Below are 24,935 nucleotides of genomic sequence, written 5' to 3'. Positions count from 1 at the left end.
TAAGTAGGATGCGTCAAGTAAGTCTTTTTGACAAAAGGATTAACATTTTACTGTGACGCAGCTTACTGTTTTATAATTTTTAATTATTATTTAAGCTCCCATGCCCGAATACTGCTTCAAGCCCTGCCGCCAAAGCCAGCGATTCCACACAAAAAATACCGCACTCCAACCCAACATTACCAACAAACCGCGGCCTAGATCTACGGGTAATCCTATCAAGATAGAAGCGGGAAAATGAATCAAATAAGGAAACGGCGTCCACAAAACTACTTCGCGCACCGATGCGGGAAACACTTCTAGTGGCGCGATAAGTCCCGATAAAAACAGGTAAATTAAAAACCAGAATTGCTCGATCGCACTTGCCCTCTCCAGCCAAAAAGCAAACAGCGCAAAGGTATACTGTATCAAGAACCGCAAGCAAAAAGCCCAGACGATAACCAACAAAAACAGCAAAAACCTACCCAAACTCGGCAGCCAAAAAGCCTGCGGGTAAAGTGCAAAAAACAGCAGCACTAATCCGCATACAAAGGGCAGCCTCGCAAACCTTTCGGAAACGTGAGATGCGAAGTGGTGCCATACGGGATCGAGAGGCTGCAACAATCTATTAGATAGCCTGCCTTGCACTACTTCCTTTTCAAACTCCCAAATTACCCAAACTACATTTGTTTGCCTGACAATGAAAGCCGCTAAAAAATAACGGGCAAAGTCGATCGAATTCAGCCCAAATTGACCATTTTCGGCCGCCTGCATCCAAACACCCATCAAGATAAACGGCAAAGCTCCAGACAGCGCCCATAAAAACAATTCTGCCCGGTATTCGAGCATATAAGCGTAATAGGTAACTAGCAAAGTTTTAGCAATTTTGATGAATTTTGTCATATCAATTGTAGATTTAATTTTTGGGGTTAGCAACGGGCATCTTGCCCGTTGCACAAAACATTGAAACTCTAGTGGAACAGATATCTTGCCTGTTATGGAGAATGAACACAGCCATAAACATTACACTTTTCCCGTGCGAAAAACTCGACCAATTACCTCTTCAATTGGCGGATCGGTAACAGTCAAATCTATCACGTCCAAGTCCGCCAAAATCTTCGCCACGCTCACCGTCAGCTCTTCCCTTTTCACCAAAAACCGCACCGATTGTCCCTCAATAGATTCTACATCCCCGTAAGCAAAAGCACTATCTTTTGCCAGCGGTTGAGCTAATTTTACCTGAACTTCCCGATAAGGCGCAAACCTATCGAGTAATCCGTCTAAACTGCCATCATAAACTAATTGCCCTTCATGAATCAATAAAACGCGCTTGCATAAAGCAGTAATATCAGCCATGTAATGACTCGTCAACAGCACCGTTGCTTGATAGCGCTCGTTATATTCTCGCAGAAATTGCCTGACGCTAAACTGTGCGTTTATATCCAAACCTAAAGTCGGTTCATCTAAAAATAATACCTCCGGCTGGTGCAGCAGAGCCGCCATCAGTTCCGCTTTCATTCGTTCGCCTAAAGAAAGCTTTCTTACCGGCTGATTTAACTTGCCTTCTAGTGACAGCATCTCTGTCAATTCTCCGACTCGCCGTCGATAATCTGCATCGGGAATGCCGTAGACTGCGGCATTAATTCGCAGAGAGTCAAGCACGGGTAAATCCCAAATTAACTGCTGTTTCTGCCCCATGACTAACGTGATTTTTTGCAGAAAATCTGCTTCCCGACGAAAAGGAGTACGATCGCACACACTCACCGTACCCGCAGACGGATAAATCAAACCCGTCAGCATTTTCAGCGTAGTAGTTTTGCCCGCACCGTTAGCACCTAGAAACCCCACGACTTCCCCCGGTTCAATACTGAAAGAAACGCCCTCAACTGCTTTGATATTGCGGTAACTGCGACTAAAAAAGTGTCGCACTGTTCCTTTAAGCCCCGGTTCTTTAATCGCTACCGGATAAACTTTACTCAAGTCTTCAACTAAGATAATTGGCATCGGCTCAAATTTTAACTTTTATTTTAATCTAGGGTATTTCCATCAGGCTTGTGCCAAGATGGAGCGATCGAGCTGTCTAGTAGGGTGCACCAGCGATTGCTCGATCGCGAGTGATGAAGTAACTGTGTTCTGGCGCACCCTACTAAACTGTAGAATATTGCACAATATCCATGCTCACATCGCACAAAGTTTACAACTATGGTACTCACCCCAGATAATTCAGGCATCTCTCGTTTGGTAGGAGACAATTCTCCTGAAAATATTACACTTGCACCAGGACAACTTGCTAGTTTTCCTGGGGGACTTTGGATGGTGGGCGGCAATGATACTGTCAGGGGCTCGTCAGATGCAGAACGGATTTTCGGCAACGATGGTAAAGACAGTCTGTTAGGCGGTGTCGGCAATGATTCTATTTACGCCGGCAAAGATGATGACGATGTTTTGGGAGAAACTGGCGACGATTTCTTGACAGGAGATAGAAATAGCGATTTCCTTGATGGGGGTGCGGGAAATGATTTGCTGCGCGGAGGACAAGGTGTTGATTTGTTAGTGGGCGGAGACGGCAACGATACTTTAATTGGCGACAGAGATGTGGATATTTACAAAGGTGGTGGGGGGAGCGATGTCTTTGTTTTTAGAGTCGATCAAGCGGGAATCAGAGTATTTGGGGTTGAAGTTCCTGACGCGGTAATTGTGGATTTTGATAAGTCTAGCGATTCGATTGGAATTAGTGTGGAATTTACCAGCAGCAATATCTCCTTGGAAGAGGTAAGTTATAGCTTGAACGATCCGAGACTGCTGCTGATCGATCCTACAACTATAACGGGGGGAACGAGTTTGTTAGCCAAGGGTGGCATCTCGCAGCAAAGTCTCGATCCCGATGGCAACGGCCGTGTGGAAGCTACTAATATTAGATTCGGTTTTACTAATGCTTTGTTAGGTACTGTTTTGAATGTGACCCCAGCCGATTTAAACGGTCGTTTTATTAATGCTAATTCTTTGCTTTAATTCGTTGCTTATATATCTATAGTAGGGTGCGCTAGGCGCACCTTACCCATTAACCATTATCTAACTCACTGTCAAAACTGCGCGATAGCGTACTTGATTGTCGCGGACTTTCTGAATTGCTTCATTCGCTTGTGCGATCGCAAAAACTTCGACAATCGGCTCAATCTCAAACTTCTCTGCAATTGCCAGCATTTCATTAATCATAGCGCGACCGCCGATGAGAGAACTCACAATTCGGCGTTGCTTCACCAGCAGCGAAAATAACGGAATGCTCAAAGGTTCGTCGGGAACTCCCACAAAAGCAAGCGCACCGTTAGAATCGAGAAAATCAATGTACGGAACCCAATCTAAAGCAGCAGGAACAGTGCTCAACAAAATATCTAATTTGCTGCTGGGGGCTTTAGGAACTTCGCCTTTTCCTACTACAATAGCTTCGTCCGCCCCCATTTTATGTGCAAATTCTGCCTTATCTTGGGAAGTAGTAAAAACTGTAACCCGGTTGCCTAATTTTTTCGCAAATTGCACCGCCATGTGTCCCAAACCACCGATGCCGAGAATGCCAATTTCTTGGCCAGAACTCATCCCCCCATTTCGCAAACCGGCGTAAACCGTAATTCCGCCGCACAACAGCGGCCCCGCTACGTTGGAATCGATGCCTTTGGGAATAGGAAAAGCAAAGCGGGAATCTACCATCAAATAATCCGCAAAACCGCCGGGGCCTGTAACAATTAATCCCTGGTTTTCATCGCAGAGATTTTCGTTACCGCGCAAGCAGTCGCAGCACTGCAAACAAGACGACCTTTGCCAACCGACACCAACGCGATCGCCCACTTTTAAATGAGTCACTTGCGGCCCTATTTCTGCCACTTCTCCGATAACTTCGTGGCCGGGAACGAGGGGATATTTGGATTGACCCCAATCGTTGTCAATCATGTGCAAGTCAGAGTGACAAATGCCGCAGCTTAACACTTTTATAAGGCATTCATGTACTTTTGGAGGTTCGACATCGAATTTGTATTCTTCAAGCAATCCGCCTGTTTTTTTAACTGCTAGTGCTTTGATTTGCATTGTGTATTTCCTGGTTTGTTTGCCATTATAGTGTTCGGGCCGCTTTCCCAGTCTCTTTCTTTAGTTGTATATATTCAAGGGAAGCTTCAACTAGGAATCAGGCGCGTTACTAATAATTTGTCCGGTGCGCCCTGGGTACTTTACTAATTACCAATTATCCATTACTAATTAGTCTCACAACTTGCCTTTTTCCATTGCCCACTGCATCAAACCGGGGAACAACCGATAAGCTTCCGATGCCAAAAAAGCAGGGCCGACGGTAACTTCTGCACGCTGATTTTTCACAGCATCCCAGATAGCTTTAGCAATATCTTCTGGCTGAGTTGCCCACTCAGATTTCAGCATTTTGCTCATTTGCTGGCGGCGCAATTCGACTGCGGGTTCGTCTCGATCGCGAAATTGAGCTCTTTCTAAAAAATCGCTGTTAATCAGGCCCGGATGCACGGCGCAAACGTGAATACCTTGAGGCGCTAATTCCAATCGCAAAGTTTCTGTTAAACCGGTTACTGCATATTTGCTGGCACAATAAGCAGTCATTTGAGGCAAAGGCATTTTGCCACCAATGGAACCCACATTGACTATTGTCCCTGTTTTTCGTTGCAAAAAATGTGGCACAATTTCTTGAATTGTGTTAACGCATCCCCAAAAATTGGTATTCATTAATTGCTGCCAGTCTTCGGAGGTAGTGTGCTCGATCGCCCCCGTGAGACAAATGCCAGCATTGTTAACTAAAACATCGATGTTGCCGCAGGCATCTAGGGCTTTTTGGACGATCGCCCGCACTTGGTGAATGTCGCCAACATCCCCCGGAATAGCTACAGCGGAAGTGCCTTCTCGCTGCACTTGAGCCGCTGCTGCTGCCAATCTCTCTGGCTGGCGAGCTACCATAACTACATCGTAACCTTTACTTGCAAATAAAATTGCTGTTGCTTTGCCGCTTCCTTGAGAAGCGCCTGTAATCAAAACTGTAGGAGCCATAGATAGTTATAAATTGTAATATCAATTCCGGCTGAACCGGAATTAGTGTTGACTGTTGACTGTTGACTGTTAACTGTTGACTGTTGACTGTTGACTGTTGACTGTTGACTGTTGACTGTTGACTGTTAACTGTTGACTGTTAACTGTTTGAATAATACCGATGCAACCGGAAACGAGATGATTCGGACTTGTTTGATGTTGAATTTTGTAGGCGGGTTCGGAAACAATAATTGCCCGTAATATACAATTTCATAGACCCGCCCTGCCCCTACTATACATTAATATTTCTTGGATATGGGAATTTTTTAAGAATGGCGATCGTTTTTTTTTTAACGAACAACGAAGACGCGAAGGACGCGAACGAAGAGAGGAGAAGAGAAGGGAAGAGAAAGTCTTCAGAAAGTGTTCAGCATTATGTGAAAATTGCTATATAAATTTTCCCAATGCCCAATGCCCGATGCCCAATGCCCAATGCCCAATGCCCAATTCCTAAAAAATGAATCTTCCGAAACAAACGCCTAATTGGTCGATCGCCCTAGTGTTAATTATCGGGGTTTTAGCTGTCTCAACTTCCTCCATTTTAATTCGTCTCGCTAACTTTTCAGCAGGGGCCAGCGGTTTGGGTTTCAGTCTGGTACTCGCGGCCTCTCGTCTGACTTTATCTGCTTTAATTCTGCTTCCGGCTTGGCGGAAAATTCAGTGGAACGCCCTGCAACCGGGAGCTCGGCGCTATGCTGCTGCTGCGGGTTTGTGTCTCGCCCTGCACTTTGCGCTCTGGATTACCTCACTTTCTTATACTTCGATCGCCGCCTCGACTGCCTTAGTCACCACTAATCCTGTCTGGGTAGCGCTGTTGTCGCGCTTCTGGTTCGGGGAAAAGCTCAGCAAAATGTCGATCGCTGGCATTACTATAGCCCTGACTGGGGGAATGGCGATCGCTCTCGGAAGTGCGGGCGCAGCCGATGCTGGCAGCAGCCAACTGCTGGGCGATTTCCTTGCTCTGGCTGGTTCCTGGGCTGTCAGCTTGTATTTGCTGCTGGGCCGGGAAGCTCAGCGGCGGGGATTGGGAATTGGTGGCTATATCGCGATCGCCTATACTGTTGCTGCGATCGTCCTGCTGCCTCTCCCCTTCGCCTTCGGCACTACTTATACCAATTACCCCCACATTGTATATTTTTATATTTTGCTAACGGCCGCTTTGCCTCAGTTAGTCGGCCACACCATTTTGAACTGGGCCGTAATGCAGATTTCCCCAACTCTGGTAACTCTTGCCATCTTGTTTGAACCGGTTGGGGCGAGTTGGTTGGGTTATTTGCTGTTTGGGGAAGTGCCCGCGCCGGCGGTACTCGCAGGTGCTGCGGTGCTGCTGTTCGGGGTAGCAACCGCTACCGTCGGAGCAAAAAAAATTACTGTCAACAGTTAAGAGTTAACTGTTTTCGACATTGCCACTACAGTTGCCGTGAGTCAGAATAAAACAGATGAGCGCTTAAAAACCCCAATAACTCATCAGTGAAATATCGATTCAAAACTATCAAATGTCTGAGTAATAACTAATAATACTCGGCTGTCTTTAGGAGAATAAAATTATGCTGCCAGAACAACTACAGCGGATCATCGGCTACTTTATCGAAGAAGCCACAGAACAGATCCAAGTTATCGAACAAGGCTTGCAAGATCTGCAAAACACCGTGCCAGCTCCCCAAAGAATACACCAGCTCATCCGAGCTTCGCACTCGATTAAAGGGGGAGCAGCTATGCTCGGATTTAGCAGCATTCAACGCATTGCTCATCGGTTGGAGGATTATTTAAAGCTGCTCAGAGAATGTCCGATCGCTATTGATAGCAGGCTACAATCCCTCTTAACCGAAGTTTTTGATATTTTAACAGCCCTCGTGTCCAAGGTTTCTAAGGGTTTTGGGCTCAACCACGAAGACGCAAGCCAAATGCTCTCCCTCGCTGAACCGGTTTTTGACGAACTCGACGCTTACCTGAGATTGCGAATTCCCACTCGCCTGACTGTGAGAGCTACTACGGACGAACATATTCACGTTTTCTCCGGTTACTGCACCTCCCTGAGCGAATTTTCCTCGGCTATTGCTTCGCGCGTCGGTTTGCTCGGAGGCACTATTACGCGCCACGATCAGGATAGCCAGGGCCTACGCCTTTGTATTGACATTTACCTGCCGCCTTACACCAGGATCGAAAACATCCGCCAAGCTGTCGAACTCTCCGGCGCTATTATTGGGAATGTGCAGACGCAGCGCGACTTTTCGCTGCTGGCGACTGCGGATTATCCGCTTTACCAAAGTGCGATCGAACCTCCCGCAATTTGCATCGGATGCCGCTACTATTACGGCAGAAGCGACGGCGGCTACCTGCTCAACTGCACGATCCATCCCCGCGGCCCGGAAGCAGAAGATTGTCGCGATCACGAACCGGAATAACCGCTGAGAACTCAGCCCTCGGAAGCACGATTTGCCACCCGAAAAACTCTTCTGAAACCAATATTTTCCCTAATTTTTTTCACATTACCCTCTGCCAAATTCTTTTTAAGTTCCTAGATAACTAGATCTTTCTCTCTTAGACAACTAAATCCTTCTTCCTTCTGAAACCTCCCCTAAGAACTGATACCGCAACTCGAATTAATTGCATCATGCTTGCAGGATGAGCGATCGCCCAGACATTGATTGTCAGACAAGTGATTGCCATAACTAGCAAGATGTATGTCGGAGGCATTACTACCCCGATCGCGAACCAGGTAAAAACGTGAAATATCATTGCTGTAGCCCAAAGGCTGGCGACAACCACAGACGCCCAAATTTGTATTCGAGGTCGGTTTAGTGCTGTCAAAATCACTGTCTGTAAAGTAGTCAGCAAGTTTGCCGGAACTAAAAAGGCACAGATAGGTATGCAGTAGGTATGAGAAAATTCAGTAATTGTATTGAAGTCGAGCATCAGTCTAATTGTCCGGCCTGTTGGGTATACTTAAAGAGCTTAGCGTGACTTGACTTTCAGATCTTGTCACCCTTACCTTAACTTAAGATTTCAGTAAGTAGGCCGCTCTGGAGACGCATTTCTCTCCCCCTGTTCCGGCAGGCAAAATTTTACCACAAATATTAAAGTTTTGGGGGAATTATTAAACACACTTGAAGAATGGCAACAATTGCTATGATAATTAATATCGGGAAGCGATAGTATAGAAGAGCCAAGTGGGTAAAATTTATAGAAGGCTGAGGCGGCTTGAACAGCAACACATAGGGTAGGCTGATTTTCGACTCAATCATTTTGATGCGCTGACTCTCGGATGATTGATTCTCAGTGTCCGTCTAGGAATCGAGCCGTTATGCGATCGAACAATATGAGATTATTATGGAAAAGCCAATTTGCTCTCAAATCTCAAATCATTAGAACCCTCTCGAAATTTTACAGCGGAAGACAAAGAAAATGGATCTACAAATCACAATCCCCGCCCTCGAAGAAGTTGACTTGACAAACTGCGACAGAGAACCGATTCACATATCGGGGCTCATTCAGCCACACGGAGTGCTACTTGTTGTACGAGAACCTGAACTAGAAATACTGCAAGTCAGCGAAAATACGCAAGATTTGTTAGGAGTAGAGCCGGAAAGTGCGATCGGTAGAAATTTGAGCTTATTCTTCAATCGAGTTCAACTAAAAAAACTCAAGCTTTGTTTGTGTAATGAAAACTTAAAAACCGTTAATCCCATTAAACTTTCTGTCACAAACAAAGGTAAATATTTAGAATTTGACTGCATCCTCCACCGAGTAGAAGAAGTATTGATGGTCGAGTTGGAATTAGCCACCAACCCAGAAAATCTTTCTGTTTTTAGCTTTTATCATTCAGTAAGAGCCACTATCAGCAAAATTCAAAGCGCCCAAAATCTCAAGGAATTATCTCAAATAACCGTAGAAGAAGTTAGAAAAATATCCGGTTTTGATAGAGTCATGGTCTATCAATTTGACCATGAAGGCAACGGCGCTGTAATCGCTGAAGACAAAGCAGAAATGCTGAGCCCTTTCTTAGGATTAAACTACCCAAGTTCAGATATTCCCAAACAAGCCCGACAACTGTATGCGTTAAATTGGCTGAGGTTAATTCCAGATATTAATTATCAACCAGTCCCCCTTGTTTCAGGAAATAATGCTGTCACGACCCAGCCCCTAAACCTCAGTTTCAGCGTATTGAGAAGCGTTTCTCCCATTCACATAGAATACCTGCAAAATATGGGCGTTGCAGCTTCGATGTCAATCTCATTAATCAAAGACAAAAAACTGTGGGGATTGATTGCTTGCCACAACTATACACCAAAACACCTCAACTATGAATTGCGCGCCGCCTGCGAATTTATCGGGCAAGTAATGTCCTTAGAACTGCAATCAAAAGAAGGAAACGAAGACTACGACTACAAACTACACTTAAAATCCATTCAAACCAAGATTTTTGAAGACATATCCACGTCCGAAAACCTGTCAGAAGTGTTAGTTAAATGTCAGCATAATTTGCTAGAAGCAGTCAACGCCCAGGGAGCCGCAATAGTATTTGGAGATAATTGCTATCAAGTAGGGCAAACACCTCAAGGAGAAGCGCTCAAATACTTAACTAATTGGGTGCAAGAGCATTTAAATAAAGAAATTTTTTATACAGACTCGCTCACCAAATGCTATCCAGAAGCTGAGGAATTTAAAGACACAGCCAGCGGGTGTTTGGCGATAGCAATATCGCCAACTCAGAAAATATACGTTTTGTGGTTTCGCCCGGAAGTAATTAAGACCGTAAATTGGGCGGGCAACCCCAACAAACCAGTTGAAACCGATGAAGATGGCAACCCTCGACTGTCTCCTCGGAAATCCTTCGAGCTGTGGAAAGAAAATGTGAGGTACAAATCGTTGCCTTGGAAACAATGCGAAATAGACGCTGCATTGGAACTGAAAAAAGCAATGATTAATATAGTGCTGTGTCAAGTCGATAAACTCGAAAAATTAAATACAGCACTAGAAGCATCAGTCGCCAGAGAACGGGAAAAAACTGCTAATTTAAAAACAGCGATGTCCGAGCTTAAGCGGGCGCAAACTCAATTGGTGCAAAGTGAAAGAATGTCAAGTTTGGGACAGTTGGTGGCGGCGGTAGCTTATGAAGTCACTAACCCGATTAACTTCATCTACGGCAATCTTAGCTATGCTAATGAATACAGTCAAAAAATGATCAATTTATTGCAGCTTTACGACCAGAACTATCCGTCGCCTTCGCCAGAAATTCAAGCACAAATAGAAGCAGTAGAATTAGAATTCATAGTTGAAGACTTACCGAAGTTGCTGGGTTCAATGAAAGTAGGAGCTAACCGCATCCGCGAGATAGTTCAGTCGCTGCGAAACTTCTCTAGAATTGACGAAGCAGAGATTAAACCCGTTGACATTCACGACGGATTGGACAGTGCTTTGTTGATATTGAGCAACCGACTCAAACCGAAGCCCGATCGCCCTGCAATTCATCTCATGAAAGAATATGGCTCTCTGCCTTTGGTTGAGTGTTATGCAGTTCAAATCAACCAAGTATTTATGAATGTACTGACAAATGCAATTGATGCTCTCGAAGATGCCTTTGTCAACAACAATTCATCGTCGCACTGGGGCGGCGAAGAACAGCCAGTTAAGTGCGGACAAATTCGGATTGTGACTGAATTTTGTCCGGGAGAAAAAGCCGTAGCAGTTCGGATCAAGGACAACGGTTGGGGCATGGAAGAAAAAGTACGCCAGAAAATTTTTGAGCCTTTTTTTACCACCAAACAGGTAGGCAAAGGTGCGGGGATAGGTTTGGCGATTAGCCACGAAATTGCGGTAGAACAACACGGTGGCAAATTGACTTGCTTTTCAGCCCCCGGAGAGGGAACCGAGTTGATTATTGAGATTCCCTTGAGCCAAACTCATCCGACACCCATTGTCAAGTGAAAAAAAGTCCGCGCTAGCGAAGCTATCCCCAAGGCTAGGAAATCGCCCCAATTCAAAAATCGAAAATTCGATTAAAATACAAAAGCAGCTAAGTAGATTTGAGCCAATTCAGAGGAAGCTAGTGTAAGCAACCCCGGTCTAAAGACACGGGGTTTCAGCAAACAAACTGAAGCCGTGCTTACCAGCCTAAGTTTTAACTAACTCCGTTTCGGGGGTTACGACACCAGCGGATGCGTAGCTAGTCTCCTGCTCTGTCGTTTGCAGTTAAACAGTTTTAAGGTAACAGAAACAGTGCTGCAAACCTAACAAGCCCTCAAAACTTTGGCGAAGCTAACATTACGAGAAATCGAAGAGACACAACAATGTCTATCCTAAAACCCAACTACGTCTTTGTTCTAGATACTAAATACAAGCCATTAACACCATGCAAACCATCATTAGCACGTAAACTGCTAAAGATTGGTAAAGCTAAAGTTTTCAGGCTGTACCCTTTCACAATAATTTTGAGGAAGAAGGTAACTGAAGACCCGCGACCCATGATTTTAAAAATTGACCCCGGTTCAAAAGTTACTGGATTAGCTATAATTTTAGGTTCTGAGCTAATGTGGGTAGCCCAATTAACTCATCGCGGTCAAGCAATTAAGGCATCGCTAGATTCGCGTCGTTATTTACGGCGCGGTCGCAGAAGCAGGCACACAAGGTATCGTCAAGCGAGATTTCTAAACCGGACACGTCCCAAAGGTTGGTTAGCTCCTAGCCTTCGACACCGTGTAGAAACAACTTTAACTTGGGTCAAAAGATTATCAAGACTTGCACCAGTCAGAACAATCTTTCAAGAGTTAGTCAGATTCGATCTACAGCAGATAGAAAATCCAGAGATTTCAGGTGTCGAGTACCAGCAGGGTGTGTTAGCTGGTTACGAAGTCCGTGAATATCTTCTTAATAAATGGGACAGACGATGCGCTTATTGTAGTGCAGAAAACGTACCGCTACAGGTTGAGCATATTCAGCCTAGAGCATCGGGGGGAACTAACAGGGTATCTAATTTGTGTTTAGCTTGTGAGCCTTGCAATACCAAGAAAAACACTCAGGATATCAAGATATTCCTAGGAAAAAAACCCGATATTTTGAAGAAAATCTTGGCACAGGCTAAGTACCCATTAAAAGATGCCTCTGCTGTGAATTCAACCCGATGGGCTTTGTTTAATCGGCTAAAAGAGACAGGGAAAGTGATTGCCACGGGTTCTGGCGGGTTAACCAAATTCAACCGAATACGGTTGGAATTACCAAAAACCCACTTCTTTGATGCTGCTTGCGTTGGTGATACGCCCAATATTTCCGTACTAGCGGATCAGCCCCTAAACATCAAAGCGACGGGGCATGGTACAAGGCAGATGTGTCGCACAGATAAGTTGGGATTTCCTTCTCGGTATGTTCCTAGATTCAAGTTCGTCAAGGGTTTACAGACGGGCGACATTGTAAAAGCCGTTGTTACTTTGGGCAAGAAGATTGGGACTTATAGAGGTAGGGTTGCTGTTCGTTCATCTGGTAGTTTTAATGTGTCATCAGCCCAGGGCTTAATTCAAGGTATCAATCACAAATATTGTTTTTCTATTCATCAAAAGGATGGGTACAACTATGGATTTTAAGAGTATTGACGGGACACTAAAGTATCCCGTGTCGCTTTTCCTCCCAGGGCTAAAGCCACTGGGTTTCCAATCTCCCGTGAGGTTTTTATGACTGAAGAAAAAACCGCCCAATGGGATGCCGGCCGGTTTCTCAAAACCTTGGCTTATTTCGGCGTCATTCCCTTCATTGGCAGCATTAGCTGGCTGCAACAACTTTTTGGAAGCAGCAGCAAAACTAAAAAAGACCAACCCAAATTGATACTGGTAGCTGGTGCTACCGGCGGCGTCGGGAAGCGAGTTGTCAAGAGGCTGCAACAGCGGGGATATAGAGTACGCTGCCTCGTCAGAGATACCAAAAGAGCAACAGAAATTCTCGGCAAAAATGTCGAGTTAGTCGAAGGAGATATCACTCTGCCAGAAACCCTAACACCGCTAGTAACCGAGGGTATAGAAGCAGTTATCTGCTGCACCGGCACTAAAGTTCAACCGGTAGAAGGAGACACCCCAACGCGGGAAAAATACTATCAAGGCATCAAATTTTATATGCCGGAAGTTGTGGATGTTCCCGAAATAGTCGAATACAAAGGCCTGAATAATTTAGTGCAAGCTGTTCGCCGCCAGCTAATTAAAGCAAGCGAAAAAACAATTTTCGACTTCACAAAACCCAGCCAAGATTTAAAAGAAACTTGGGGTGCCCTCGACGACATCGTGATGGGTGGCACCAGCGAAAGTTCGATCGTACTTACAGACAATACAGCTATATTCACAGGCAATGTTTCTACCGCCAACTCGGGTGGCTTTGCTTCGGTGCGTACCCGCAACTTTGATCCTCCGCTTAATCTCACAGGATTTAGCGGGCTCCAACTACGTGTCAAAGGGGACGGCAAGCGCTACAAATTGATTGTTCGCAGCGAAGCTAAATGGGATGGAATTGGCTATTGCTATTCGTTTGATACTGTTTACAATATCTGGATTACTGTCACCGTTCCTTTTGATCAGTTAATTCCAGTATTCCGCGCCAAAACTGTCAAAGATGGCTCTAAATTTGATGCCAGCACTATTTTTTCTTTTCAGCTAATGTTGAGCAAGTTTGAATATGATGGCGCGCTTAACCCGAAATTTACACCGGGTATTTTTCAACTGGAGTTAGAATCTATTAAAGCTGATGGGGGACAGACTTTGCCGCGATTTGTGATGGTGAGTTCGGCAGGAGTTACCCGCCCTGGCAGACCGGGAATTAACTTGGAAGAAGAACCGCCTGCTGTCAGAATGAATGATATGTTGGGGGGGATTTTGACTTGGAAGTTGAAAGGGGAAGATTGTGTGCGATCGAGCGGCATACCTTATACTGTTGTCAGACCTTGCGCTTTGACTGAAGAACCGGGAGGCAAAGCTTTAATATTTGAGCAAGGAGACAATATTAGGGGCAAAGTCAGTCGGGAAGATATTGCAGAATTGTGTGTGGAGGCCTTGGAACAACCGCAAGCTTGCAATGTTACTTTTGAGGTGAAAGAGGGGGAAAATGCCACTTCTGCCGGAGACTGGCAAGCTTTGTTTTCGGGAGTTAAATAACATATAGCACTTCTTAGTAAAATGAGCTAGGCTTGGTGATTTATAACTGGTTCCCAGGCATAGCCTGGGAATCAATGTCCAGAAGCTCTGCCTCGCTTGTTAGTAGGAAAATTGGAGGCAGAGCCTCCGGATATGCGTTACCAGGCATAGCCTGTTAACGAGTAAAATTACCAATTATCAATTACTATGTCTGTGACTTTTTCCCGACGCTATTTGACGCCTTATTTGTTTTTGCTACCTGCTTTATTTATTTTGAGTTTGACTGTTTTGTGGCCTGCTGTGCAAGCTTTTTATTTGAGTTTTACTAATTACGAATATGATTTAACTCAAATGCCGCAGTGGGTGGGTTTAAAGAATTTTGAGAGGTTGTGGGGCGATCGCACATTCTGGCAAACTTTGACGAATACGCTGCTGTATCTCACCTGCGTTGTGCCTGTATTGGTTGTTCTACCGTTGGGAATGGCGATTTTGTGCAACCAAAAACTTAAGGGGATGAACTGGTTCCGAGCAGCATACTACACGCCGGCGGTGATTTCAATGGTTGTCGCCGGGATTGCTTGGAAGTGGCTGTTTGCTGAGACTGGACTGCTGAATCAGTTGGGGGAATTGTTGGGTTTACCTCCTGTTTCTTGGCTGGCTAATCCGAAGTTAGCAATCTTTAGCGTCATGGCGGTTACTATCTGGAAAGGATTGGGCTATTACATGGTGATTTATTTGGCAGGGCTGCAAGCTATTCCGGCAGAACTTTATGAGGCGGCTGCTATTGATGGTTCTGATGGTTTGGGAAAGCACTGGGATATTACTGTACCGCTGATGAAGCCGTATCTAGTTTTGGTAGCGGTAATTTCGGCGATTTCTGCTACTAAGGTTTTTGAAGAAGTTTATATTATGACTCAGGGCGGGCCTCGCAATAGTTCTAAGACTGTTGTTTATTATCTTTACGAACGGGCTTTTAAGGATTTGGAAATTGGCTATGCTTGTACGATCGGGCTGGTTTTGTTTTTGCTAATTTTGGGTTTGTCGATTTTGCAAGTTAGCCTTCAGGGTTTGACTCGCAATGATTAAGATTTATGACTGATTAGGACTGAGCGAAAGCATCCAGGATACAAGCCCCCGGATTCATTCCTTCGCAGACTCAGGACCCAGAAATAAAAAACCTGGATCGGATAAAAATTGCCCCCCGAATTTATCCGTGGGGTCAATGCTTCAAATATAAAATCTAAAATCTAAAATCTAAAATCGATTGACGCACTCCGGGCATCATAAACTCGGTTTCTCGTTCTCATTCCTGTGATTACCAGGACTTTGTTACATTCAGAAGCCGGGTTTATCGATCTAATTTCTACTAATTTTAGACTCGAATCTCGAAGTAATGCGATCGCTCACGGCTTTGGGCAGGTCTTATTGGTGAAATCACAGGTATAAATATAGGGTTTCTGCCAGTTCAGAGGAATTTCTAATAAATCCCTGGTTCCGGTCATTCCCTGTCCCAGAAAGAGCAGCACAGCGATCGAGTTCAAGATCACATGGATAGTGCGCCAGCGATTTGAGCGGTCTTTGTAAATATCTTGAATGATGGCAAGGGAGAAAACCATAATTAGCGCCGCAGTGATGCCAATGTAGTAGTGAGACCAATACCATTCATTGGTTCGCCGATAAACGCCATCTTGAGTGCCAAGAATCACCAAACCAGTACCTGTTAGGGTCGCAAATATGCCACGCCATAAAGCGGGTGACGCTCGATATAGCATGACCAAAGAGGCGACAGTTGCAACAAACATCAGCACAATGAAAATGACCTGAAAGGAGTTTTTGCTCCAAACATCCTTGCTCAAAATATGCTCAAAAATCGGGTAGGCTAAACCCAACAAAGTCACTCCTACCACAGAACCTGACAGAATTCGACCTGCTTTGACGTGTTCTGAACCGACTACAGGTGGAATTTTGCTCTTGGTGTCGATCGCAATTTGCTTGCGACGCTGCATAGTTTGCCACGCCATATTGAGAACAACACCAAGCATAGGAAAAACAATCGCTACAGCTAAAATAGGATGCAGCAAAGCCAGAAAATCTTTAAATTCCATAGATCACCTTTTTGTTGAAAAGGGTTGGCTTCATCAACCCGGTTTTTGCCATACATAATATCATAACTGGTGATCTAACCACCGTAACTTTGTAGTCAGGACTAATAGTAATTGTTCATCGGCATAGACACAACTGAAGTCCTGACTACAAACACGCTTTATGAAGGGTAACTCATCGAATATGTTGATAAGAAGATATAGCAGTTGTCAATTGGGTGAGGGACAGCTTGTTAAATTACGCAATTACGCAATTACAATTACCTTGTTCTCAGGGAAATGAAAACTGCTGGCGGTAATGTCACTGGCGGTTAGCGACTAATTGCCTGCATCACTTTGAGCTTAGCGCAACAGTTCTTTGTTATTCAGAATAGCAGGCCAATTTTTGTTTGCTAAAGCAATGTGACCAGGGATATCTCCCATCCACTGTCCTTGTACTGTTTTATCGTAGTTGAGATAAAGCTTCCCATTAACGATTTTCCAGGCGTCAGGCTGGGTGACAACAAGATTTCCTTCACTGGTAGCCTGGGCGCAATATCCACCGTATTGAGGAGCATACTTTTCAGGATTTTGAGCAAACATATCACGGTTTGCTGCACTAGCAAACATCCAAGTTGTTCCACCCCAATTATGTTTAAATTGGCTAACTCCCATAACTAACTTGCTTTGGGTAAAATACGCTACGACATCCTGACCATCAAGAGCCATACCTTTTTCGGTGTAGAACTGAGGATGAAGGGTTGTTGTGCTGCTTTTACCAGCACAAGGATTGGCTTTACCCGCACAAGGATTGGCTTTACCCGCACAAGGATTGGCTTTACCCGCACAAGGATTGGCTTTACCGGCGCAAGGATTGGCTTTACCCGCACAAGGATTGGCTTTACCAGCGCAAGGATTGGCTTTACCCGCACAAGGATTGGATTGTGCAACCTTGGATGAAACGTTTGTAGAGTTTGAGTTTGTTGAAGCCTTGAAGTTGGCGTAGCTAACATTAGTTGTTCCCAAGCCTAGAATGATGGCAATGGCGATCGTGGTAATGTATTTTACTTTCATGTGTCTAATTTCCAGATAAATTGTTAGTAATTCCACGCCAGATGTTTGCTTGAGAGTTCTTGATCTCTGGTAATTATGCTGGCTTTTTGTTGTCCTCAAGATTTGAGGTTGTTTGCATTAACGCTCAAGAAAATGAGTGCTAGATGAGGAAGAGATGGATGGGAGATAAAACTCTGAATACTTTATACGCCACTTTCTTCAGCAAAAATTCATCTGGAAATTAGGAACGCATCATCTAGTTACCCCGAATGTCTTATAGAGTGGAGATTAATCCTGACTATCCTTTACAGGACTTATACACTCTTGGCTTAGAAAGCGGGTTTCTTCGTAGAGCCCTCGTTGCTGAACCAAAGATTGCTGATGAGAAACTTAGTAGTGCAGTAATTTAACCGCGAGTTGAGAAATTATGACAGGAAAAGACTGGTTAGTGACTGATGATGGACAGTCTAATATTTTTGAGGCTACAAGTCAAATTGAAGATTTCACCCATCCCTACCGACTTTACCGCTTTTTAACTGACTTGGAAGATGTATTAGACCAAATTAGTGATGATTATTTACGACTCCAGGCAATTTGTCCCCTTGTCCGCAGGTTGTTAGATAGTTCCTCCTGGTTTCAAATTGCTCTCCTTGAGCCTGACTCTGAGACAGGCTGGGCAGTACAAACACTTTATGATGAACCATTTTTTCCTCTGACGGTGCAGTTGGTGGCTTGGGCTCCTGGTGCAGTTTCTCCGATTCACAATCATGCCAGTTGGGGATTGGTGGCGCTACTTGATGGACAGGAGAAAAATACTTTTTGGCAGCGATCGCCAACTCGCAAGTTTCCCGATAAAATTACAACAGTGGGAGATATTTTGCTTGCTCCTGGTGACGTTTTGTGCTTAATGCCAGATGCGATTCATCATGTGGAAGCACTCGGAGATAAACCAACCATTAGTTTTAATCTTTATGGTGTAACAGATTACGATAGACGATTTGAATTTAACCAGATTAAAGGCACTGCGGAAAACTTTTAAGATACCAGTCCGATCGAAGCAAATATCAACAAATTTAAAATATAACGGGCGATGATCGAGGCTGCACCAACTTTCGTCGGTTCTACGCGATACTAATTTTATCTAGTTGAATTTGACTCATTTTAATGCTTAATTCTCCTCACTACCTGACCATAAAATGAAGCTAATTCGCCAAGTCATAGCTGCTATAAACCCTGTCACGGGCAAGCGAATTTCCACCTCTTCGCTTCAGTTTCGCCTGACGCTGGAATTGCTGGTACTATCGATTTTAGGACTCAGCAGTGTGGCATTTTGGGCCGGCTGGCAAAGGTCGCAAAATCTAGTCGGTGCCCATAAACAAACCCTGGAATACATTGGAATACGCTTTCCCGAACAGGTTGAACTTTATAGTGAAATGGGTTCACTAGAAATTGGCTTAACTCGAAGCGTCCATAAAGCTTCCACAGGAGGAATCATGGTGTGGGTGAAGCGAAATGATGGGATGCTTTTGGTGAATTCACCTGATATGGATCTGCAATCTTCTAAGATTACGAAGATGATCTCGTTGACGGAAGTACCTGCACAGCCGACTTTTGTTCAGATGGGCGATCGCTATTTGGTGATCTGTAGCAGAACTCTGAGGATTAAAAATCAGTTACTGGGTACGGTATATTTCTCTCAAGATATCACTGATGAGCAACGTCAGTTAAATGATGGGATTCGGAGTCTAATTGTTGTCAGTATTGTGGTAATCTTAGTGTTAATGTTGGCGATCGCCAGTCGCATTCGTCATGCTCTCCATCCTTTGGAACATATGAGTGAGGTAGCTAGCACTTTGTCTGCTGATAATTTGCAGGCAGCAAAACTCCAACTCCATCAGGCTCCTGATGAGATTTTAGGACTAGCGCAAACGTTTAATGAGATGTTGTTTCGCTTATCGGGTTCCTGGGAGCAACAACGCCAATTTGTCGGTAATGTTTCCCACGAATTACGCACTCCTCTGACGGTTGTAGTTGGTTATTTACAAAGTTTGCTGCGACGCAGCACTAACTTAAGTGACTATCAGCAACAAGCACTGGAAACAGCGGTTGGGGAAACTGAACGCACGATTCGGATGTTAGAAGATTTGCTCGATTTGGCACGGGCTGATAGTGGCAACTTGCACTTTCGTTTGAATCCGGTGATACTGAATACTCTGGTGGCTGAGGTGGCCGAGATGAGTCAAAAAGTTAGCAATCGGAAAATTATTTTGGTGTCAAATGATGAGGATGTTGTAGCCTGTGCGGATCAGGATCGTTTACAACAAGTGTTAATTAACTTAGTGGATAATGCAATCAAGTATTCTGCTCCCGAACAACCAGTTGAGTTAGTCTTAGAAAAGAGGGAACAGCAGGTGATGATTCATGTGGGCGATCGCGGAATTGGTATTTCTCTCCCCCATCAAAACCGGATTTTTGAGCGATTTTACCGAGTGGATGAGTCAATGACGCGCTCTAGAGACGGTACGGGGTTGGGATTGGCGATCGCCAAAAGCCTCATCGAAGGCATGGAAGGACGTATTACGCTCCGATCTAAACCGGGAGAAGGTAGTATTTTTACTATCACCTTACCTGTCTGGAATCCGCAGCTATGAGCGATCGCATTCTCCTTGTTGAAGATGACCCTAAACTGGCAAAGTTCATCGAATCTGAACTTAGTCTTGAAGGATATCACGTCACTATCGCCCCCAATGGATTGGATGGATTAATGATGGCTCGTGATGCTCAACCGGATTTATTAATTTTAGATTGGATGCTTCCCGGCATCTCTGGATTAGACATCTGTTTAAGGTTGCGATCGACTGGTATTCAAGTACCAATAATTATGTTGACAGCAAAAGATGAAGTACCCGATCGCGTGACTGGATTAAATGCTGGAGCCGATGATTATGTTACTAAGCCTTTCAGTATGGAAGAACTCCTCGCGAGAGTCAAAGCCCGTCTGCGCCGAACTCAAGCAAATGACCCGGATAGCTTGCAATTTGAAGACCTAATATTGAATGGTTTAACTCGTGAAGTTTATCGAGGCAATCAACTAATTGAACTCACTGCCAAAGAGTTTGATTTGTTAGAATTTATGCTGCAAAATTCCCGTCAAGTGATTACCCGCGACAGAATTTTAGAAAAAGTCTGGGGTTATGATTTTATGGGCGAGTCAAACATTATTGAAGTGTATATTCGTGCGTTACGGATCAAGTTAGAAGCAAGTAACTCAAAACGGCTGCTGCATACTGTCCGGGGAGTTGGATATGTGTTGCGAGAGCAAAAGTGAGCAGGGGCGGGTTTACAAATACTTGGGATATGAAGTATGGATACTGGTGAACCCGCTCCTATTATACTACCTATTTTTTTGTACCAAATAGACCTAGAAATCCGGTCGTTCCTGATAATCTTCCGCAGAACTCGGGTCTAATTCCCACCGACTTTCATCTCGATGTTCAAGCATATCTGTTGTGTGCAAAATAGCCCCATCTGGCAATTCTATGCCCGCAGCGGCTCCGAGTTCGTCAACAATATCGAGGTCGGGAGTAGGCGCAGTTCCGCCCACCGATTGCTCGCCAGTGGCACTTTCTTGTTCCGCAGCAGGATCGCCATCCTCGCCACCGATTTGGGAACTGGCGAAAGAGTATTCCGAACTGCTGTCTTGCAGGGTTGTTATGTCGTCTTCGCTCAATCCTGGTTGAGCGATAACGCCGGTACCGTAAGATTCGGTAATTTCTTGAGGCAAATCGCCCAAATTATCGCGTTCTGTTGTTGTTTTTGCGGTGCTTTTCTTTTGCTTTGCCACGATACTTGCTCCTGTTTGTTTTGGAACTCAATTAAATTAAAAATGTCCAAATTTGGCTTTAACTGAATTGTTTTTAGTGATTGCCGATGGCTATAATTAAGTAATATTGTAATTACTATTTAATCTTTTAGCTTCTATCCCAGGAAATATATTGATTCGGCTCAGCTATTTCATAGGGAATACAAAAAGCGATCGCCAGTTGGAAAAGGCCGATCGCTTTTTAATTGGGAGGCTAATTCTATTCGGGAAAATCAGGAATTACCCATTTGGGGGGTTCCATCCGTTTCCTTCTCACGGCTTCCTCTGCTATTTCTAGCATTTTATCCAGAGAAGTATTTTCAATAAAGTTTGACGTTGCTTCTGCGTATTCCCGCTTCGGGCACTTGTCGCCCAGAACGCAGCCATTGACGCAAGCTACAGCACAATCGACAGTGTTCTCCACCATAACTTTTTTCCTTTCACGGTTCCAACAACTAATAGGCAGGTACTCTGGGTGAATTTGTCAAGAGACTGCTCTATATCTTTATTTTACTTCACAAATTGTCATCAAAGGTCGATCGCCAGGGCAAAACTGTTATAAAATCAAAGCAACCTACCTAATCTGCCGATCGTGAGTAATTTTCTGCAGCGCTTAAAACTTTTACCTTGGCGAGAAATGCTGCAAATTTCCGCCCTCGTCAACTGCATCGTGGTTGGATTGGAGTTATTTTTAGTGTGGGGCTTGATTCAGTCGGAAGTATTCCGGAAAATCTTTACGCTTCTTGGGGGGCCCTCGCTGGGGATATTGATACCTTTCGCTATCGCAGTGGGAATTGGGGCTTTAGCGGTTTACTTTTTAGAGTATTGGCATCAGCAATTTTTGCTGAACCGAGTTAGTTTGTGGGTTTTAATTTTGTGCCTACTCCTGGGTTTGCTGTTAAAGTCACTCCTTCCCTTACGTTTTTTTTTAATAAGTTTATCGGAAACTGCACTAATCGGAGTTACGGTGGGAGTTTTTTGGAAAGGCCGGCCTTATTGGCGATAGTTGTTAGTCATTAGTCCTTAGTCCTTAGTCATCAGTCATTAGGTTGCACCTTACCGCTATGAGTAGCGTGCTAGCATTCCTAGATGCAGAGCCTCATTATTTAGGGTGATGATAGTTGCACCTTACCGCTAACTATTAACTAATGACTAATGACTAATGACTAAAAATTATGGCAGCCAAAAATCTGGAATGAAGGTTTTAGTCAAACTGCGAGTAAACTGATTAATCTTTCTCCCGATTTGAATGTGCGGTTCGTCAGCTTCCACGGGAATAATTGCCGCTTTGTTCCCAAGTCCGAAACGCGAAATTACCAAATTAGCCGCCTCCAAACCAGTAACATAAGCCTTTTCCTGCGACCAAGAACCGTGACGGGTTACAACCCAATCGCCGCTCATGAATACATTATCATAACTTGTTACTGCAGGCAACAAATACTGATAGCTGCCAGGGGCAAAATGCGTCACAGCCCGCGACAGCCGAATCGCGCTGCTGTCAATTACTTTTGCCTCCCGAAAAGCGGGGATGCAAGTGGCTAAATCTCGCTGAACTAAGGAAACTATTTCCTCATCTTTTAGGGGAATTAATTGATTGGCGTGATAAAAGTCAGCTTCGACAACTGTTCCCGGTTCGGCTCGAAATTCGTCGTGCAAAGCATTCAAATCAAAAAAGGTCCAACCCGTAGTTGAACTAAATCCAAAACAAGCATTAGAAGGCAGCGGAATGTCAATTTTTCGGTCAAACCACAGGCGAACAGCTAACACGTCCACTGCACCCAAATTCATCGCATCCCGAAACTCTTGGCGGCTTTGCAAAGCTGGGCTGCTGCTGATAATTTTTTGCATTCCCGTGACGCCAACTGCAAAAATAACTGCATCTGCCTCGAAGGTTTGTTCGCCGCAAACAACGCCTGTGGCTCGGTTGTTACTGTCAACTATTAAATCAGTAACTCGCTGCTTTGTCAATACTTTTGCACCGAGTTTGTCCAGGCGTTCGACCCAGGGACGAAAGATTTTTTCTCCCACAGTTCCGCGACACCAAACTACATCAAAATCCGGTTGGTGTGCTAATATGAAATAATAAAGCATTCCCAAAGCTGCGGCGGCAGAACATTGTTCTCCTGGTGCAAATAAACCTACTAATAACATTGGTTCAAAAGCATCGCGGTACAGTCTTGCAGAGACGCCAAACTGTTTGAATAGTTCGCGGGCTGTGACGCGATCGTACCTGCGCCAAGCTTCGTCGGAATTGTCGAAATCTAGGACAGCGTAGAGTAAGGGCAAGGCTGAAAGCCGATCGACTAATGGCAGCCTTTTAAATCTAGTGTAAAGAAAGGTTCCTAACGGTGTAGGAAGGCGCGGTTCGTCCTGAAAAATCGGCGATTCTACTTCCAATCCGGCCGGTGAATACTGACAAGAACGAGTCCAAGGTGTGAAGGGATCGAGACCTAATTCCTTGACTAAGGAAAAGATGTTTTTGTAGGGATACCAGAAGCCATGAATGCCTGCTTCTACGGAACGCCCGCCGGCGGTTTTCCACCCCGCAACTAAGCCACCCGGATAAGGGCCTGCTTCTAGCAGGGTGACATCATAGCCTTGCTGCGCTAGGTGATAGGTAGCGCCTAAACCTGCCCATCCTGCACCGACGACGACTATTTTTGGGGTTGACGATTCTGCTGACATTGCGTACCTCTGGATAATTTATTAATGATGACATAATTCATAAAATCCGGATTTGATATAAAATGTGTTGAATTAGGTGCTAAATTTCCCTTGAGTAAATAATGAGTGTCAAAAACCGCCAGCAGACTAACCTGTTGCTGCTCTTATTTCCCGCTACCGCATGGCTGATGGTTTTCTTCATTTTGCCAGTGATAATTGTACTTTTGTACAGTTTCTTAGAACGCGGTACTTACGGCGGTGTTACTTGGATATTTACTCTCAGCAACTACCAGCGTTTGTTCAGTGGACTTTTCTTAGGAGTAATTGGGCGATCGCTCGGGCTGGCTTTTCTGACAACGGCCGCTTGCTTATTAGTTGGCTATCCCCTAGCATTCTTCATCGCCACCCGTTCTCCCCGCTGGCGAAATGCTTTGCTTTTGCTAGTAATTATTCCATTTTGGACTAATTTTTTAGTGAGAACCTACGCCTGGATCATACTCCTGCGTAGCGAAGGAGTAGTTAACACAGCCCTGCAAAGCCTGCAAATTATTAGCGAACCGTTAAACTTGCTTTTTACGCCTTTCGCTGTGGCGATCGGTCTTATTTACGGCTATTTACCTTTCATGGTTCTGCCTTTATATTCTAGCATAGAACGCTTCAACTTTTCATTGGTAGAAGCCGCTCACGATTTAGGGGCAAATGATATTCGCACTTTCTGGCGTGTATTTTTACCATTAACAACTCGCGGTATTGTGGCAGGCTCGATTTTAGTTTTTGTTCCCGCTGTCGGCGCTTTCATAACACCGGATATATTGGGTGGTTCTAAAACAGTTATGGTGGGAAATTTGATTCAAAATCAGTTTATGAAAGCCCGCGATTGGCCTTTTGGTTCGGCACTTTCTATGCTGTTGACGGTAATCATATTGATTCCTGTGTTAATTTACTTCCGCGTGTCTGACGAAAATCAATAAGGTAAGGTATACACAAATCGTTGCACCCTGCCTTTAGGTTAAAAGGCGCTAATGACTAATGACTAATGACTAATGACTAATGACTAATGACTAATGACTAATGACTAATGACTAATGACTAATG

The 24,935-nt window shown here is 44.5% G+C and carries 22 protein-coding genes; 12 read left to right on the top strand and 10 right to left on the bottom strand.

Annotated elements, in window-relative coordinates:
• Window positions 1–90: 90 nt before the first annotated feature.
• Window positions 91–879, bottom strand: coding sequence for an ABC-2 family transporter protein (locus QUA36_RS25645; protein ID WP_333459530.1), 789 nt, complete (start codon window positions 877–879; stop codon window positions 91–93).
• A 120-nt stretch (window positions 880–999) separates the two neighbouring features.
• Entirely contained in the window at window positions 1,000–1,980 is a 981-nt protein-coding gene (locus QUA36_RS25640) for an ATP-binding cassette domain-containing protein (RefSeq protein ID WP_333452020.1), read from the bottom strand.
• 198 nt (window positions 1,981–2,178) lie between these two features.
• Between QUA36_RS25640 and QUA36_RS25635 the strand changes: the two genes are divergently transcribed.
• Entirely contained in the window at window positions 2,179–2,988 is an 810-nt protein-coding gene (locus QUA36_RS25635; protein WP_333459529.1) for a calcium-binding protein, read from the top strand.
• A gap of 60 nt (window positions 2,989–3,048) precedes the next feature.
• Here the strand turns inward: QUA36_RS25635 and QUA36_RS25630 are convergent, their stop codons facing one another.
• Both QUA36_RS25630 and QUA36_RS25625 read right to left on the bottom strand, forming a co-directional pair.
• The gene (locus QUA36_RS25630) at window positions 3,049–4,056 is read right to left on the bottom strand and encodes an NAD(P)-dependent alcohol dehydrogenase (protein WP_333452016.1); all 1,008 of its coding nucleotides are present in this window, start codon (window positions 4,054–4,056) and stop codon (window positions 3,049–3,051) included.
• A 174-nt stretch (window positions 4,057–4,230) separates the two neighbouring features.
• Window positions 4,231–5,034, bottom strand: a complete 804-nt coding sequence (locus QUA36_RS25625) for an SDR family oxidoreductase (protein WP_333162238.1) — start codon at window positions 5,032–5,034, stop codon at window positions 4,231–4,233.
• 496 nt (window positions 5,035–5,530) lie between these two features.
• Between QUA36_RS25625 and QUA36_RS25620 the strand changes: the two genes are divergently transcribed.
• Together QUA36_RS25620 and QUA36_RS25615 are read left to right on the top strand one after the other, a co-directional pair.
• Window positions 5,531–6,457, top strand: coding sequence for a DMT family transporter (locus QUA36_RS25620; protein ID WP_333459528.1), 927 nt, complete (start codon window positions 5,531–5,533; stop codon window positions 6,455–6,457).
• A gap of 163 nt (window positions 6,458–6,620) precedes the next feature.
• Complete coding sequence (locus tag QUA36_RS25615; RefSeq protein WP_333459527.1) at window positions 6,621–7,478, top strand: Hpt domain-containing protein; 858 nt, start codon at window positions 6,621–6,623, stop codon at window positions 7,476–7,478.
• A gap of 136 nt (window positions 7,479–7,614) precedes the next feature.
• On the opposite strand, the gene QUA36_RS25610 is transcribed toward QUA36_RS25615, so the two are convergent.
• On the bottom strand, window positions 7,615–7,989 hold the full coding sequence (locus QUA36_RS25610) for a hypothetical protein (RefSeq protein WP_333459526.1): 375 nt from the start codon (window positions 7,987–7,989) through the stop codon (window positions 7,615–7,617).
• A 489-nt stretch (window positions 7,990–8,478) separates the two neighbouring features.
• Between QUA36_RS25610 and QUA36_RS25605 the strand changes: the two genes are divergently transcribed.
• The 4 genes from QUA36_RS25605 to QUA36_RS25590 all read left to right on the top strand — a co-directional run bounded on the left by QUA36_RS25605 (window position 8,479) and on the right by QUA36_RS25590 (window position 15,266).
• Window positions 8,479–11,001 (top strand): ATP-binding protein, encoded by a 2,523-nt coding sequence (locus QUA36_RS25605; protein ID WP_333459525.1) that lies wholly within the window; start codon window positions 8,479–8,481, stop codon window positions 10,999–11,001.
• A 362-nt stretch (window positions 11,002–11,363) separates the two neighbouring features.
• Window positions 11,364–12,650, top strand: coding sequence for an RNA-guided endonuclease IscB (gene iscB / locus QUA36_RS25600; protein ID WP_333459524.1), 1,287 nt, complete (start codon window positions 11,364–11,366; stop codon window positions 12,648–12,650).
• A gap of 87 nt (window positions 12,651–12,737) precedes the next feature.
• Window positions 12,738–14,201 (top strand): CIA30 family protein, encoded by a 1,464-nt coding sequence (locus tag QUA36_RS25595; RefSeq protein ID WP_333459523.1) that lies wholly within the window; start codon window positions 12,738–12,740, stop codon window positions 14,199–14,201.
• Between the two features lie 186 nt (window positions 14,202–14,387).
• The gene (locus QUA36_RS25590; protein ID WP_333378931.1) at window positions 14,388–15,266 is read left to right on the top strand and encodes a sugar ABC transporter permease; all 879 of its coding nucleotides are present in this window, start codon (window positions 14,388–14,390) and stop codon (window positions 15,264–15,266) included.
• A gap of 317 nt (window positions 15,267–15,583) precedes the next feature.
• Here QUA36_RS25590 and QUA36_RS25585 read toward each other — a convergent pair whose 3' ends face one another.
• Both QUA36_RS25585 and QUA36_RS25580 read right to left on the bottom strand, forming a co-directional pair.
• A complete protein-coding gene (locus tag QUA36_RS25585) occupies window positions 15,584–16,285 on the bottom strand; it encodes a DUF4079 domain-containing protein (RefSeq protein ID WP_333459522.1) in 702 nt (233 codons plus the stop codon).
• Between the two features lie 339 nt (window positions 16,286–16,624).
• The gene (locus QUA36_RS25580) at window positions 16,625–17,335 is read right to left on the bottom strand and encodes a YHS domain-containing (seleno)protein (RefSeq protein ID WP_333459521.1); all 711 of its coding nucleotides are present in this window, start codon (window positions 17,333–17,335) and stop codon (window positions 16,625–16,627) included.
• A 406-nt stretch (window positions 17,336–17,741) separates the two neighbouring features.
• Here QUA36_RS25580 and QUA36_RS25575 point away from each other — a divergent pair, with 406 nt between their 5' ends.
• The 3 genes from QUA36_RS25575 (at window position 17,742) to QUA36_RS25565 (ending at window position 20,642) form a co-directional block, all read left to right on the top strand.
• Window positions 17,742–18,353 (top strand): cupin, encoded by a 612-nt coding sequence (locus QUA36_RS25575; RefSeq protein ID WP_333459520.1) that lies wholly within the window; start codon window positions 17,742–17,744, stop codon window positions 18,351–18,353.
• A gap of 157 nt (window positions 18,354–18,510) precedes the next feature.
• Window positions 18,511–19,965: a HAMP domain-containing sensor histidine kinase gene (locus QUA36_RS25570; protein WP_333451796.1), complete on the top strand. Its 1,455-nt coding sequence runs from the start codon at window positions 18,511–18,513 to the stop codon at window positions 19,963–19,965.
• Entirely contained in the window at window positions 19,962–20,642 is a 681-nt protein-coding gene (locus QUA36_RS25565; protein WP_333162212.1) for a response regulator transcription factor, read from the top strand. The genes QUA36_RS25570 and QUA36_RS25565 overlap by 4 nt, the downstream gene beginning before the upstream one ends.
• Before the next feature lie 93 nt (window positions 20,643–20,735).
• On the opposite strand, the gene QUA36_RS25560 is transcribed toward QUA36_RS25565, so the two are convergent.
• Both QUA36_RS25560 and QUA36_RS25555 read right to left on the bottom strand, forming a co-directional pair.
• Window positions 20,736–21,158 (bottom strand): DUF6335 family protein, encoded by a 423-nt coding sequence (locus QUA36_RS25560; protein ID WP_333162210.1) that lies wholly within the window; start codon window positions 21,156–21,158, stop codon window positions 20,736–20,738.
• Between the two features lie 238 nt (window positions 21,159–21,396).
• Window positions 21,397–21,603, bottom strand: coding sequence for a hypothetical protein (locus tag QUA36_RS25555; RefSeq protein WP_190734170.1), 207 nt, complete (start codon window positions 21,601–21,603; stop codon window positions 21,397–21,399).
• A 165-nt stretch (window positions 21,604–21,768) separates the two neighbouring features.
• Between QUA36_RS25555 and QUA36_RS25550 the strand changes: the two genes are divergently transcribed.
• Window positions 21,769–22,182 carry a peptide chain release factor 1 gene (locus tag QUA36_RS25550; RefSeq protein ID WP_333459519.1) on the top strand — a complete coding sequence of 138 codons (414 nt, stop codon included), beginning with the start codon at window positions 21,769–21,771 and terminating at the stop codon, window positions 22,180–22,182.
• 167 nt (window positions 22,183–22,349) lie between these two features.
• Here the strand turns inward: QUA36_RS25550 and QUA36_RS25545 are convergent, their stop codons facing one another.
• Window positions 22,350–23,861: an FAD-dependent oxidoreductase gene (locus QUA36_RS25545; protein WP_333451793.1), complete on the bottom strand. Its 1,512-nt coding sequence runs from the start codon at window positions 23,859–23,861 to the stop codon at window positions 22,350–22,352.
• A 101-nt stretch (window positions 23,862–23,962) separates the two neighbouring features.
• Between QUA36_RS25545 and QUA36_RS25540 the strand changes: the two genes are divergently transcribed.
• Window positions 23,963–24,811: an ABC transporter permease gene (locus QUA36_RS25540; RefSeq protein WP_333459518.1), complete on the top strand. Its 849-nt coding sequence runs from the start codon at window positions 23,963–23,965 to the stop codon at window positions 24,809–24,811.
• The last annotated feature ends 124 nt before the right edge of the window (window positions 24,812–24,935 follow it).

The sequence above is a fragment of the Microcoleus sp. Pol10D4 genome (genome assembly GCF_036701555.1).
Lineage (GTDB): Bacteria > Cyanobacteriota > Cyanobacteriia > Cyanobacteriales > Microcoleaceae > Microcoleus.
This window is presented reverse-complemented; position numbering and strand designations above follow the sequence as displayed.

What these genes read in the sequence shown, in the direction of transcription:
- QUA36_RS25645 (WP_333459530.1), bottom strand. Translation starts at nt 879, where the DNA reads ATGACAAAATTCATCAAAATTGCTAAAACTTTGCTAGTTACCTATTAC.
- QUA36_RS25640 (WP_333452020.1), bottom strand. Translation starts at nt 1,980, where the DNA reads ATGCCAATTATCTTAGTTGAAGACTTGAGTAAAGTTTATCCGGTAGCG.
- QUA36_RS25635 (WP_333459529.1), top strand. Translation starts at nt 2,179, where the DNA reads ATGGTACTCACCCCAGATAATTCAGGCATCTCTCGTTTGGTAGGAGAC.
- QUA36_RS25630 (WP_333452016.1), bottom strand. Translation starts at nt 4,056, where the DNA reads ATGCAAATCAAAGCACTAGCAGTTAAAAAAACAGGCGGATTGCTTGAA.
- QUA36_RS25625 (WP_333162238.1), bottom strand. Translation starts at nt 5,034, where the DNA reads ATGGCTCCTACAGTTTTGATTACAGGCGCTTCTCAAGGAAGCGGCAAA.
- QUA36_RS25620 (WP_333459528.1), top strand. Translation starts at nt 5,531, where the DNA reads ATGAATCTTCCGAAACAAACGCCTAATTGGTCGATCGCCCTAGTGTTA.
- QUA36_RS25615 (WP_333459527.1), top strand. Translation starts at nt 6,621, where the DNA reads ATGCTGCCAGAACAACTACAGCGGATCATCGGCTACTTTATCGAAGAA.
- QUA36_RS25610 (WP_333459526.1), bottom strand. Translation starts at nt 7,989, where the DNA reads ATGCTCGACTTCAATACAATTACTGAATTTTCTCATACCTACTGCATA.
- QUA36_RS25605 (WP_333459525.1), top strand. Translation starts at nt 8,479, where the DNA reads ATGGATCTACAAATCACAATCCCCGCCCTCGAAGAAGTTGACTTGACA.
- iscB (WP_333459524.1), top strand. Translation starts at nt 11,364, where the DNA reads ATGTCTATCCTAAAACCCAACTACGTCTTTGTTCTAGATACTAAATAC.
- QUA36_RS25595 (WP_333459523.1), top strand. Translation starts at nt 12,738, where the DNA reads ATGACTGAAGAAAAAACCGCCCAATGGGATGCCGGCCGGTTTCTCAAA.
- QUA36_RS25590 (WP_333378931.1), top strand. Translation starts at nt 14,388, where the DNA reads ATGTCTGTGACTTTTTCCCGACGCTATTTGACGCCTTATTTGTTTTTG.
- QUA36_RS25585 (WP_333459522.1), bottom strand. Translation starts at nt 16,285, where the DNA reads ATGGAATTTAAAGATTTTCTGGCTTTGCTGCATCCTATTTTAGCTGTA.
- QUA36_RS25580 (WP_333459521.1), bottom strand. Translation starts at nt 17,335, where the DNA reads ATGAAAGTAAAATACATTACCACGATCGCCATTGCCATCATTCTAGGC.
- QUA36_RS25575 (WP_333459520.1), top strand. Translation starts at nt 17,742, where the DNA reads ATGACAGGAAAAGACTGGTTAGTGACTGATGATGGACAGTCTAATATT.
- QUA36_RS25570 (WP_333451796.1), top strand. Translation starts at nt 18,511, where the DNA reads ATGAAGCTAATTCGCCAAGTCATAGCTGCTATAAACCCTGTCACGGGC.
- QUA36_RS25565 (WP_333162212.1), top strand. Translation starts at nt 19,962, where the DNA reads ATGAGCGATCGCATTCTCCTTGTTGAAGATGACCCTAAACTGGCAAAG.
- QUA36_RS25555 (WP_190734170.1), bottom strand. Translation starts at nt 21,603, where the DNA reads ATGGTGGAGAACACTGTCGATTGTGCTGTAGCTTGCGTCAATGGCTGC.
- QUA36_RS25545 (WP_333451793.1), bottom strand. Translation starts at nt 23,861, where the DNA reads ATGTCAGCAGAATCGTCAACCCCAAAAATAGTCGTCGTCGGTGCAGGA.
- QUA36_RS25540 (WP_333459518.1), top strand. Translation starts at nt 23,963, where the DNA reads ATGAGTGTCAAAAACCGCCAGCAGACTAACCTGTTGCTGCTCTTATTT.